This window comes from Streptomyces sp. NPDC001219 (assembly GCF_053597915.1).
The window spans coordinates 1-11,122 of the sequence record NZ_JBSFJF010000125.1 but is presented as its reverse complement, the minus strand read 5'-3'; the positions used below and the strand labels follow the sequence as shown (position 1 = coordinate 11,122).

11 protein-coding genes are annotated in these 11,122 nt (G+C 70.6%); 6 read left to right on the top strand and 5 right to left on the bottom strand.

Features of this window, described 5'->3' with window-relative positions; genetic code table 11:
- Window positions 1-247: 247 nt before the first annotated feature.
- Complete coding sequence (locus ACWC9R_RS36220; RefSeq protein ID WP_450738051.1) at window positions 248-451, top strand: DUF2180 family protein; 204 nt, start codon at window positions 248-250, stop codon at window positions 449-451.
- A 260-nt stretch (window positions 452-711) separates the two neighbouring features.
- On the opposite strand, the gene ACWC9R_RS36215 is transcribed toward ACWC9R_RS36220, so the two are convergent.
- Window positions 712-1,398 (bottom strand): hypothetical protein, encoded by a 687-nt coding sequence (locus tag ACWC9R_RS36215; RefSeq protein ID WP_450738049.1) that lies wholly within the window; start codon window positions 1,396-1,398, stop codon window positions 712-714.
- A 233-nt stretch (window positions 1,399-1,631) separates the two neighbouring features.
- On the opposite strand from ACWC9R_RS36215, the gene ACWC9R_RS36210 reads away from it, so the two are divergent.
- Together ACWC9R_RS36210 and ACWC9R_RS36205 are read left to right on the top strand one after the other, a co-directional pair.
- A complete protein-coding gene (locus tag ACWC9R_RS36210) occupies window positions 1,632-2,885 on the top strand; it encodes an MFS transporter (RefSeq protein WP_450738047.1) in 1,254 nt (417 codons plus the stop codon).
- A 201-nt stretch (window positions 2,886-3,086) separates the two neighbouring features.
- Window positions 3,087-3,719, top strand: coding sequence for a DUF2238 domain-containing protein (locus tag ACWC9R_RS36205; protein WP_450738045.1), 633 nt, complete (start codon window positions 3,087-3,089; stop codon window positions 3,717-3,719).
- A 156-nt stretch (window positions 3,720-3,875) separates the two neighbouring features.
- On the opposite strand, the gene gntA is transcribed toward ACWC9R_RS36205, so the two are convergent.
- From gntA to ACWC9R_RS36190, 3 genes are all read right to left on the bottom strand, one after another.
- Window positions 3,876-4,535 (bottom strand): guanitoxin biosynthesis heme-dependent pre-guanitoxin N-hydroxylase GntA, encoded by a 660-nt coding sequence (gene gntA, locus ACWC9R_RS36200; RefSeq protein ID WP_362615322.1) that lies wholly within the window; start codon window positions 4,533-4,535, stop codon window positions 3,876-3,878.
- Between the two features lie 476 nt (window positions 4,536-5,011).
- Window positions 5,012-5,611 (bottom strand): hypothetical protein, encoded by a 600-nt coding sequence (locus ACWC9R_RS36195; RefSeq protein WP_450738043.1) that lies wholly within the window; start codon window positions 5,609-5,611, stop codon window positions 5,012-5,014.
- A gap of 540 nt (window positions 5,612-6,151) precedes the next feature.
- Entirely contained in the window at window positions 6,152-6,691 is a 540-nt protein-coding gene (locus tag ACWC9R_RS36190; RefSeq protein WP_450738042.1) for a 2'-5' RNA ligase family protein, read from the bottom strand.
- Between the two features lie 222 nt (window positions 6,692-6,913).
- Between ACWC9R_RS36190 and ACWC9R_RS36185 the strand changes: the two genes are divergently transcribed.
- From ACWC9R_RS36185 to ACWC9R_RS36175, 3 genes are all read left to right on the top strand, one after another.
- Window positions 6,914-7,123, top strand: a complete 210-nt coding sequence (locus tag ACWC9R_RS36185; RefSeq protein ID WP_450738040.1) for a ferredoxin — start codon at window positions 6,914-6,916, stop codon at window positions 7,121-7,123.
- On the top strand, window positions 7,113-8,477 hold the full coding sequence (locus ACWC9R_RS36180; protein WP_450738039.1) for an NAD(P)/FAD-dependent oxidoreductase: 1,365 nt from the start codon (window positions 7,113-7,115) through the stop codon (window positions 8,475-8,477). Before ACWC9R_RS36185 ends, ACWC9R_RS36180 begins: the two co-directional genes overlap by 11 nt.
- Before the next feature lie 104 nt (window positions 8,478-8,581).
- On the top strand, window positions 8,582-9,793 hold the full coding sequence (locus tag ACWC9R_RS36175; protein ID WP_450738037.1) for a cytochrome P450: 1,212 nt from the start codon (window positions 8,582-8,584) through the stop codon (window positions 9,791-9,793).
- A 147-nt stretch (window positions 9,794-9,940) separates the two neighbouring features.
- On the opposite strand, the gene ACWC9R_RS36170 is transcribed toward ACWC9R_RS36175, so the two are convergent.
- Complete coding sequence (locus tag ACWC9R_RS36170) at window positions 9,941-10,780, bottom strand: hypothetical protein (RefSeq protein ID WP_450738035.1); 840 nt, start codon at window positions 10,778-10,780, stop codon at window positions 9,941-9,943.
- Window positions 10,781-11,122 lie beyond the last annotated feature (342 nt).

Here is an 11,122-nt window from a genome sequence, read left to right as displayed (position 1 = left end):
GGATCACCGGGGTGACGCTGCGGCGGCCGCAGGGGGTGCGGCGGAGTTTCACCAAGACGACGGTGTGTTCGGTCTGTGCTCGGGCGGGCCCGCCCCCTGCCCTCGACCGGTGAGGAGAGGTCTTCCTTGGGGCGGGCAGGTGAGCCCCGCCCCGCCCCGGCATGTGCTTCCGTCTTCCGTCCCGTGCCGCGACGTACATTGCCGCGGGGGGCCCGCGCTGCCCACCTCACGAGATCGGAATGTGCCCATGAACTGCTACGACTGCGTGCCGGACCACGGAACCAACGCCGCGGTGGCGATCTGCCGGAACTGCGGCGCCGCGCTGTGCCACGAGCATGCCCGGTCCACCCCGGAGACCGTGGTCCGCGTTCACGGCGTGGGTCAGAGCACCCTGCCGGAGCTGGCCCGCCGCATCGTGTGCACGGTCTGCCGAAACACCCAGCCGGCCTGAGCCGTGCCCGTTCGGCAACGCCAGGTGGTCCGCCCCGGCCCCGACCCCGCGGCATCGGCGCAGCCGTAGTAGCCGTGCTCGGCTGGACGAAAGGGCCGGGAGCGGAGGGCTTCCGGCAGGAACACCCTCCGCTCCGGACCCGCCCAATGACGTGACGCCAGAAGCCGGTCACGCCTACTGAGTCAGTCACGCCACATGGCCACGCTCCAAGGCTCCCTAGGAAGCCTCAGAGGCGTGGCTCAAGCAGCATCCCAACCGCCTCAACTTCCCTTAACCGAGGCCGTGTTCCCGTAGGGCAGATGGGAGAGCGCGGTGATCAGCCGTACCGGCAGGAACGCGGGCCACCCGGGCCGGTCCACCTGGTAGGAGAAGTAGCCGAGGGAACTGCCCATCTGTGCCTCCTCCGCGGTCTCTGCCTGGTAGACCACCCGGCAGGGGCCCGCGGCCTTCTTGGCGCGCTTCCAGAGGGCGGGGGCCGGCTTGCGCTCCGCCTCCGTCCGTGGGGTGAAGATCCGGTCGCCGAAGTCCGACCAGGCGAACGGGCTGCCGCCCACCCAGTCCTTGTCGATCACCTTCTTCAGCTCTGCCGCCCGCTCCGCGTCGGTGGAGCCCCAGGAGGACGGCACGTTGGTGATCAGGCCGACGGGAATGTGACGGGCGCGCAGTGCGCGCAGATACTCGGCCGCTCCCGGCAGGTACCGCACGCTCTTGTCCTCGGCCGTGTGCACCAGCGTCTCGCCGAGGTCGAAGTACACCATGACGCACCGGCCCGCCCGGCCGGCGTCGTCCGCGGTGCGCGGGGCTGCCTGGGCCGGGCCCGCGGCCGGTACGGCTAACGCCGCCATCCCGCCCAGCGCGAGCAGCATGCGCCAGGTGATTCTGCGACCGGAGTTCTCTTTCGCCGACGCCTTCCTCGCGGATGTCTTGTGCACGGATGTCGTCTTCATGGGGGGAAGTCCTTCGTGTAGGGGGCACTCGATCGTATCTGCGCCATGTGCACGTCACTACTGGGTTGGACGACCCGGTCCGGAATCGGCGGTGTCGGCCGTGATGGAGGCCGAATTGGCCCACGTTCAAGGGGCGTAAGTGGATCTGTCCGCCGGGCCGCCCGCTGTCTAGCGTCGTTGCGTCCACGCATCGTGCGCGTACCGGCCGTCCGGCCGTCACACCTGGGAGACCTGTGTCCCTGCGGATTCTGCCGCCGGCCGGCGCACCACGCGTCCTCGCCGCGGCACAGCTGAGCAACTCGGTCGGCGACGGCGCCTTTTACGTCTGCTCGGCGCTCTACTTCACCCGGGTCATCGGCCTCTCGCCGACGCAGATCGGCCTGGGGCTGACCGTGGCGTGGGCCGTCGGCTCCGTCGCGGGGGTGCCGCTCGGCGCGCTCGCCGACCGCCGGGGGCCGCGCGGCACCGCGGTGCTGCTGGCCCTGGCCACCGGCTTAGCCGTCGCCTCGTTCCTGTTCATCCGCTCCTTCGTCCCGTTCCTCGCCGTCGTGTGCCTGTACGCCACCGCGCAGTGCGGACTGGCCGCGGCCCGCCAGGCGTTGCTCGCGGGGCTCGTGGACCGCTCCGCCCGCACCGGCGTACTGGCCCACCTCCAGTCGACGCTCAACGCCGGGCTGGCCCTCGGCGCCGCCCTCGGCGGACTGGCGCTGCAGTACGACACCCGCGAGGCCTATCTCGCGGTCTTCGCCCTGGACGCGGTGGGCTTCCTGATCTGTACGGCGGTGCTGCTGCGGCTGCCCGCGGTGCCCCCGGTCCCGGGCCGTACGGGCGGCGAGCCGCGGTTCGCGGTTCTGCGGGACCGCCCGTACGCCGTGCTGACGTTCCTCAACGCGGTGCTCCTGCTGCGGATGCCGCTGCTCAGCCTCGCCCTCCCGCTGTGGATCGTGGCGCGTACCGACGCGCCGCGCTGGCTGGTCTCGGCGCTGTTCGTCCTCAACACCCTGGGTGTCATGGCCTTCCAGGTCCGTACGGCCCGCAGGGTGACGGGGCTGCACACCGCCACACGGGCCGTGTGGCACTCCTGCCTGATCATGCTCGCCTCCTGCCTGGTGTTCGCCGTGTCGGCCGCGGACCTGCCGCCGTGGGAAGCCGGTGGGGTGCTCGTCGCGGGCGCGGTGCTCCTGCTCGTCGGCGAGATGCTGCAGTCGGCCGGGTCCTGGCAGATCGGCTTCGACCTGGCACCGGCTCATCAAGTCGGCCAGTACCAGGGCTTCTTCGGCACGGGCGTCCCGCTGGCGCGCACGCTGGGCCCGCTGCTGCTCACCTCGCTGCTGGTCACCTGGGGCGTGCCGGGCTGGCTCCTGCTCGGGGCGCTGTTCCTGGCGACCGGACTCGGGATGCGCGCGGTGGTGCGCTGGGCGGAACGCGACCGGGCACGTCGGACCGGCCCGCCGGCGGAGGGAGCGGAGACGGTGTGGGCCGGGTAGAAGTCCGGCCCGCACCGCCCGGCTCGCGTCGGACAACGTCAGGCGACGGCATCTGAGGTTCGGGCGCACCGGTACGGATCTGAGTAGCGGTACTCATGACAGCGCTCAGCGACGCCCCTGACGCTGACGTGGACGAACGCCGCGCCGACCCGTACCCGATCGCTCCGTACCCGATGTCTCCGAGGCTGATCCATGAAGGCCATGACCGCTCCCCGCACACTGCCGCCGGTTCTGCTGGCGGTGGTGCTCATCGCCCTGGCCCTGTCGGGCCTCCAGCCGCATGACCGCACCACCTGGCTCATGGAGACCTGCTGGGTGATCGTCGGTGTACCGGTGCTGATCGCGGTGCGGAAGCGCTTTCCGCTCAGCCCGCTGCTGTGCTGCCTGCTCGCCGCGCACGCCCTGGTCCTGATCGTCGGCGGCCACTACACCTACGCCGAAGTGCCCGTGGGTCACTGGGTCCAGGACGCGCTGAACCTCTCCCGTAACCCCTACGACCGCTTCGGCCATCTCATGCAGGGCTTCGTGCCCGCCATCCTGGTCCGCGAACTGCTGGTCCGGACCTCCCCGTTGCGCGGCAGCGGCTGGCTGGCCCCGCTGACTGTGTGCGCCTGCCTGGCCTTCAGCGCGTTCTTCGAGATGATCGAGTGGTGGGCGGCGCTGGCCGGCGGCGAAGCGGCCGACGCGTTCCTCGCCACCCAGGGCGACCAGTGGGACACCCAGTGGGACATGGCCTGCGCCCTCCTCGGAGCGGTCGTCTCGCTGCTGCTCCTCAGCCGTCTGCACGACCGCCAGCTCGCCCGGCTCGGAGCCGGGGCCGTCCGGACCGCCTGACGGCCCTCCGGGCCACCGGTCAGGGCCCTCCTGCCCCATCTGAGGACGGGGCAGGAGGGCCCTGATGTGCGGCACCGCGCCCACGGACGAGACCGGGCGGGCGGCGGGTGCGCGCGGTAGCTCGGCGCTGCCGCTCCCGTCGGATACCGACGGGCTTCAGACCCGGGCGGAAAACGGGCAGGCCCAGTCGGCCGGCTTGGGGCGGCCCGAGTAGCGCCGTGCCTCGGAGAGCTTCTCGTACTCCAGGAGATTGGGGTTGATGTTGCCCTGCAGCTCGATGTCCTGCTTGCGGATCTTCTCCGCCAGCCGGTCCCACAGCCCGGCGGCCTTGATCCGGTCGAACTGATGGTGCGAGTTGAAGGCGAGCATCGGGAAGGGCGGGCGGCGGCCGATGCGGCTGTGCGTTTCGTGCAGCCCGATCACGAAGAACGGGTGCCCGGCGACGCTGTACGCGAAGGCACCGGACTGCGGGTCCGGGTCGTAGCCCTTGGCCCAGGAGTGGTGGCGGCTGTCGTGGTCGTGCACCGCCTGCAACTGCTGCCACAGCGACTGCTCGAACTCGACCTCCGACAGGTCCAGCGGGCCCGAGAAGGTGGCCACGAAACTGGTGAAGGGTTTGGCGGCCCAGTCCACCGCCTCCACATACTCCTGCAGGTCGGCCGCCATCTGCTCGGCGGAACTGTCATCGCCGAACCAGGTGTAGTGGCGGTGGGTGATACCACCTTGTCGCCATGCTGAACGGCCGGCCAGGCACGGGAAGGAGTCGCCGAGCAGGAACTGCCCGACCTCAGTGGCGGCGGAGACGTCAACCGTCATGTTCGTGACCTTCGGTGAGTGGGCCAATACCCCTGGTGGGGGCCCTGGCAGGGCTGGGACTCTGGCAGTCAAGATCGGGCGAGGCCCATTAGTCAAGACTCGGCAGATACACCCCCCGTGACTGCCCTCGCCGACGGAGTCAGACCCGCGGCTGCGAGGGCCTGCCAGTTGCCGGGTCGGGACCGTGCGCCGACCCGCCGGACGGCTCGTTCCTGGCCGGCTGCCGCGGGGGCGATCCTCATCGTTTCCGCAGCTCGGGCACTTGATCACCGTGGTGGATCACTGCGCCCCGACCCTACAGGGCGGGCAGTCGATCACACGACTCGCGGTGTGGTTCCCCCTGCGCGACCGCCCCTGGCCACGCCGTCCCGCCCTGCCGGAGGCCCCCGAAGACGGGGCCCGGCTCGGTTCGCCGCCGGCGGGCCCGCCATGAGGCAGGGGCCGACGGCGTAACCGAGCACCGGACGGCGTTCCCGTCAGGCAGGGGTGGGAGCGGCCTCCTCCTTGGTGGCGGGCGCCTCGGTCGTCTGGGCCTTGGCACCGGCCGCGGGGCGGGCGTAGAAGACGCTCCGGCCCTGCTTGCTGCGGTGTACGAGACCCTTGGCGACGAGCGAGGTCTCCAGGGTGTTGCGGACGGCGGTCTCCGGCGCGGAGTGGTCCGGATGCTCCTGCGCCAGCAGCTTGGTCACCTCCGCCACCGTGCGCGGCTGCTCGTCGAGGAGTCCGAGAACGCGGTCGGCGCGGGTGGAGTTCCGCCGGCCCGTGGCGGCCCGGGTGGGCTTGGCCTTCCGAGGCTTCTTCTTCGCGCCCTTCGGCGCCTTGGCCGGGGCCTTCGTCGGCGGCTTGGCCTTCGGGGTGGTGGCCTGCGCCCGCCGCGCCGGGGGGACCGTCACCGGTTTCGTCACCGCGGGTTCGGGCTCGGCCGGCGGCGGTGTGACGGCGGTGTTCCGGGGACCGGCACCGATGTGCTTCTGGAGGTCCTCCAGCTTCACCTTGAGCTTCTGCAGCTCGTCGATCTCTTTCGCGATGCTCTCCAGTTTGGCAGCTACCTGCGCAGCGAATTCCGAGTCTGACATGACACAGCCTGCTCTCTATCGCCTGATCGATCTACGGTTGGCTGGATGTTACTCATCTCTCTCCACAATTAACCCGGAGTCGCGCCCTCTTCTCTTCGGGAACAGGCGTGCGCGGTCAACCGTTCGCCCCCAACCAGCCCAGGATCAAGGGGAGTCAGGGCCTCACGCAAGCGGTCCGCCGGAGTCAAGAATTGAGCTGCGAATGAGCCATACGAGCCTCGTCCGCAGCCCCTTGAGCCGGGCGCCGGACCCTGAACTCTCTCCATATGTCACTCCTTTGAGGCTTTCCGCAAGTGCACCGCAGACTCCCGAACCGGCCGCCGGGGGAGAGGGGTCACCTGCCCGGGAACCGGTGACATAGGGGTGACATATGACTGTGGCTACAGATAGCGTGTGAGTATGAAGTGAACTCTCCATAGCGGCCCTTCGTCGCGCACACGTGGCCCGAACGCGGGCACGGGTACCGCGTTCGCTTCCCTCGTCCCCGGTCCACACCGGCCCGCTGCCCGCTGGGACGGACCGGTCCAGCTCACGGCCCCTTCACCCGCGGAGGGCGAACGACTCCCGCTCCTGCCACTGTGCGCCGTCATGCACCATGAGGTCGACTGACGAGACCCGGGAGGCGAAGGGCAGTTTGCTGAGAACATCGGCTTCGATCTGATCCAGGACACCGTCATCCTGACCGTCGGCGAGAGTCAGGTGAGGGACCACCTCGGTGAACTCGCCGCCGTAGGGAGGGGCTTCGGGCCACCGGTCGGCGATCACCTCGGTGAGCCGCCGCAACTGCGTATCCGGACCGGGCACGAGATACAGCACGCCGGGAAACCGCCCACAGCTCTCAAAGCGCAGGTCAAAGGCATGATGCCGGCCGAGCACGGCGGCGAGTGCCGAGCGGACACGCGTATCTATGCGGCGCTCGTCGAGGAACGGGAAAAGCACCGTGACATGTGCCGGCACCCCCGCGCGGGCTGATGGATCGAACCGTTCACGCCAAGCGCGGACGACCGGCTCCGCCTCCGGGACTCTGACGATGAGACCCGTCCGGCCTGCCCGAAACCTGCTCGTGCTGTCGTCTGTCATGACGCGCATGCTGTCACCCCGGACGCCGACGGCAGCACTCGTTCAAGGGGCTGTGGGGGAGAGCACCCCCGGGGCCCGGGACACCGTACGCCGAAGCTCGGGTCGCGGTTCCGCTCACCCCGTGTGCCCCCGGATGGCCGAGCATGAACTGCGCCGTGCCGTCACCGGTAGTAGGACGGAGACGACGGGTGTGGTGGTGGACGGTGGGAGGAGTGGCTCGGGTTGAACGTTGTCGTGGATCTCAATCGCTGTCAGGGCTATGCGCAGTGCGCGTTCCTCGCGCCCGAGGTGTTCACGATGCATGGCGAGGAGTCCCTGCTGTACCACCCGGTCGTACCGGACGGGGAGCTGGAGCGGGTGCGCAGGGCCGTGGCCGCGTGCCCGGTGCAGGCCATTCTGCTGGGTGAGGAGGCGGGGTCCGGTGCGCGGTGAACCACTCGACGGGCGGATCGTCATCGTCGGTGCCTCGCTCGCGGGGCTGCGGGCCGCCGAGACGCTCCGGGAGCAGGGATTCACCGGCTCGCTGACCCTGGTCGGGGAGGAGCCGCAGGCCCCGTACGACAGGCCGCCGCTGTCCAAACAGGTGCTGCTCGGGAAGGTTCCCGCGGAGCACACGGGGCTGCCGCAGCATCGCGACGTGGACGCGCAGTGGAAACTCGGGGTGCCGGCCACCGGACTCGATCCGATCGGGAAGCGCGTGCTGCTCGCCGATGGCACGGACATCCCCTTCGACCGGCTGCTGATCGCCACCGGAACCCGTGCCCGGCCCTGGCCGCACCCGGGCGAAGCCGCCCTGGACGGCGTGTTCACCCTGCGCACCAGCGACGATGCGCGCCGCCTCGCGGAACGCCTCGACGCCGGACCACGGCGGGTCCTGGTCGTCGGCGCCGGCTTCACCGGCTCGGAGATCGCCTCCGCCTGCCGGGAGCGCGGTCTGCCGGTGACGGTCGCGGAGCGGGGGCCGGCACCCCTGGTCGGCGCGCTCGGCGGAACGCTGGGCGCGATGGCCGCGCGGTTGCAGCGCGCACACGGCGTCGACCTGCGCTGCGGTGTGACGGTCACCTCCCTGGAGGGCGACGGCCGGCTCACCGGCGCGCAGTTCTCCGACGGCACACGCGTCGACGCCGATGTCGCCGTGATCGCCCTGGGCGCGGTCCGTAACACCGAATGGCTGGCCGAAGCGGGACTCGCGGCCGGCCCCCGGGGGGTGACCTGTGACGCGGGGTGCCGCGCCTTCGACATGTACGGGATCGTCACCGACGACATCTTCGCCGCCGGCGATGTCGCCCGCTTCCCGCACCCGCTCTTCGAGTACCAACTGCTCTCCCTGGAGCACTGGGGCAACGCCGTCGCACAGGCCGAGGTGGCGGCGCACAACATGGTCAATCCGGGACCCCGCAGACGTCCGCACCTGACGGTCCCGGCCTTCTGGTCCAGCCAGTTCGGCCTCAACATCAAGTCCGTCGGGGTGCCCACCTTCTCCGACCAGGTGGTCATCGCCCAGGGCTCGCTCAAGGACGCCCGGCTGGTCGCCGTCTACGGCTACCGGGGGCGGGTCACCGCGGCCGTGAGCGTCAACCAGGCCAGGTCACTGGAGTACTACCAGCGGCTGATCGAGACCGCCGCACCCTTTCCGCCCGCTCCGGGAGCCGCCGACCAGATCGAGTCCCCGGTACCCGTCCCCTCCGACGTGCCGGACCCGCGGCTGCTCTCGCACGGTCCGACCGTCGCCCTCACCGGCCATCTGCCGGACCGCCGCCTGACCTTGGTACAACCGGCCCGCTGAGAACACCGCCCAAGGCGACAAACCACCGCCCCAAGGTGACGAACCACCACAGCACGGCGGTGAACCGCCCACTCCATAGAGACAGCGATGAGGAGCCCCCGCGCATGGCTGCGGAAACCCTGTTCCAACGGATCACCGACTACGCCCACCGTGCCGACCCCTACCCGCTCTACGCCGAACTCCGTGAGCACCGGGTGGCACGGCAGGAGGACGGCAGCTACCTCGTCGGCACGTACCACGAGATCGAAGCGCTGCTCCACGATCCACGGATCAGTTCGGACCGCCGCCACCGCACCGCACCGGACGAGACCGACGCCGCCGACGAAGCGCTCCCGCCCGCCTTCATCGGGCTCGACGACCCCGAACACCACCGGCTGCGCGGCCTGGCCATGCACTCCTTCGGCCCGCCCCACACCCCCGGCCGGGTCGATGCCATGCACGGCGAGATCACCCGCATCGTCAAGGAGCTCCTCACCGGCCTCGCGGACAAGGAGCGGATCGACATCGTCGACGACTTCGCCTACCCGCTCCCCGTCACCGTGATCTGCCGCCTCCTGGGGGTACCGATCGAGGACGAGCCGCAGTTCCGCCAGTGGTCGGACGCGATCGTCGCCGGCATCGCCCCCAACCCCAAGGAGGACCCCGCGGAGCGCCAACGCGCCGCCGCGGAGGCCCGCAAGGCCATGGCGCTCTACCTGGGAGGCCTCGCCGAGAAGCGCCGCGACCAGCCGTCCGACGACATGCTCTCCGCGTTCGCCGCGGGCGACGGCGCCGGCGGGCAGCTCACCCCGCTCGAAATCATGACCACCTCGGTACTGCTGCTGATCGCCGGCCATGAGACCACGGTCAACCTGATCACCAATGGCGCCCTCACCCTGCTGCGCCACCCCGACCAGCTGGCACGCCTGCGCAGCGACCCCGCCCTGATGCCCCGGGCAGTCGAGGAACTGCTGCGCTACGAACCGCCCGTGCAGATGCTCCCGCAGCGCACCCCGCTGGCCGACATCGAGGTCGCCGGGCTCACCGTCCCCCAGGGCGCCCCGCTCATCCTGATGCTCGCCTCCGGCAACCGGGACCCCGAACGGTTCCGCGACCCCGACCGCTTCGACCCCACGCGCGAGGACAACCAGCACCTCGGCTTCGGCAGCGGCGTGCACAGCTGCTTCGGAGCCCCCCTCGCCCGCCTGGAGGCCCAGATCGCCCTGAACGCACTCATCCAGAACCTCGACGCCCCCCGCCTGACCGAGGACCCGCCTCCCTACCGGCGCAGCCCGGTACTGCGCGGTCCCCGGCACCTGCTCGTGGAGCGTGACTGAGGGAAGACGACCGGTCCGTGCCTGTGAGGCCGGCCGGAGGCCGCGGCCCGTAAGACGGTCGGTGCGCTTCCGCGCCAACGACAGGTGCTGCAGGTCCGGGCGCGACGGCTCCGGTCCACGACGGGGCCGGGCTGCGACGGTTTCGTTCTACGGGGTGTCCAAGGGCCGGCTGTCGTCCAGGACGGTGCGCGCGTAGGTCACGTAGCGCGTGAAGAGTTCGCGCTGGGAGGCCTTGGCGATGTCGAGGACAGGTGAGTCGGCCCGCCGCACCCCCGGCAGATACGGAGCCGTACGACAGCGCCCGGTCTCGGAGTCGGGATCGACCAGGCTCAGGAAGCACGTCGGCAGCTGCCGGGTGACCCGGATGGTCATGCGCCCGGGAAGCCCCTCGGTGTCGAAGCCCCGGGCGACCGCCAGCAGTTCCCGGGCCGAGGAGGCCGCCCGGTTCGGGAGTTCCGGGTCGCCGATGCTGCGGGCGTACTCGGTGATCAGGGCCGACTCGGGATCGGCGACCACATACGTGATGTTCACGCCCTCGCTCAGGAGTCGGCGGACCGGACCGGCGAAGTCCCGTTCGGGCCGTGACACGAAGAGGCCGGCCAGGCTGCGGAGCGCCACCCCGATCTCGATGATCTCCGAGTGCGCCCCCGCCAGGAACTCGGCCTTCTCCGTCGGCGACGGCCGCCCCTCGGCACGAACGGTGAGGCCGCGGCCGGCACCACCGGCCGGGAGCCGTTCGTCCAGTAACCGGGTCATCTCGCCGAGAAAACGCACCCGTTCGACGTCCTTGAGGAACAGGTCGTAGTAGAACGGGATGGCGACGGCTGCCGCGGCGAAGAGGGCCAGCTCGTTGAGCGCGGACCACAGGAAGCCGGGCCGGCCGTTGGACACCAGCGCCAGGCTCAGTCCCCCGAGAAAGACACACAGCGCGAGAGCACCACGGAGCCTGCCCAGCAGACTTCGGTTTCCCGCTATGTCGCCGTTCATCGACCACCCCCCGGAGTCAGGGTGTCTTTCTCCCCACCTCGACAGGCCGCCACGCCTGAGCCCGGGAGAATCTGGCTCCGCCGCCGGACAACTGGCCTCGCCCGGTCCGTCGACGACGCAAAGGGTGAGTTATGCGTGGCCGCCGGGGCCAAGGGCAATGAGGCGTGGGGCCGAGGGGGGCGTACGGCGTTCACCCCTCCCGCTCCGCCGCGCGGTGGAAAACCGAAACGGATCGCGGCAGGTACGCCCCTAGGACCTGTCGTCAAACTCCCGTCGTTCGCCCGAAGGGCGGCCCCGCGGCGTCTGGTGCGTGCGATCGCAAGGCGGAGGGTCGCCCCGATA

Bases quoted from the DNA above. Each gene is read 5' to 3' on its own strand.
- ACWC9R_RS36220 (WP_450738051.1), top strand. From the start codon at position 248: ATGAACTGCTACGACTGCGTGCCGGACCACGGAACCAACGCCGCGGTG.
- ACWC9R_RS36215 (WP_450738049.1), bottom strand. From the start codon at position 1,398: ATGAAGACGACATCCGTGCACAAGACATCCGCGAGGAAGGCGTCGGCG.
- ACWC9R_RS36205 (WP_450738045.1), top strand. From the start codon at position 3,087: ATGACCGCTCCCCGCACACTGCCGCCGGTTCTGCTGGCGGTGGTGCTC.
- gntA (WP_362615322.1), bottom strand. From the start codon at position 4,535: ATGACGGTTGACGTCTCCGCCGCCACTGAGGTCGGGCAGTTCCTGCTC.
- ACWC9R_RS36195 (WP_450738043.1), bottom strand. From the start codon at position 5,611: ATGTCAGACTCGGAATTCGCTGCGCAGGTAGCTGCCAAACTGGAGAGC.
- ACWC9R_RS36190 (WP_450738042.1), bottom strand. From the start codon at position 6,691: ATGACAGACGACAGCACGAGCAGGTTTCGGGCAGGCCGGACGGGTCTC.
- ACWC9R_RS36175 (WP_450738037.1), top strand. From the start codon at position 8,582: ATGGCTGCGGAAACCCTGTTCCAACGGATCACCGACTACGCCCACCGT.
- ACWC9R_RS36170 (WP_450738035.1), bottom strand. From the start codon at position 10,780: ATGAACGGCGACATAGCGGGAAACCGAAGTCTGCTGGGCAGGCTCCGT.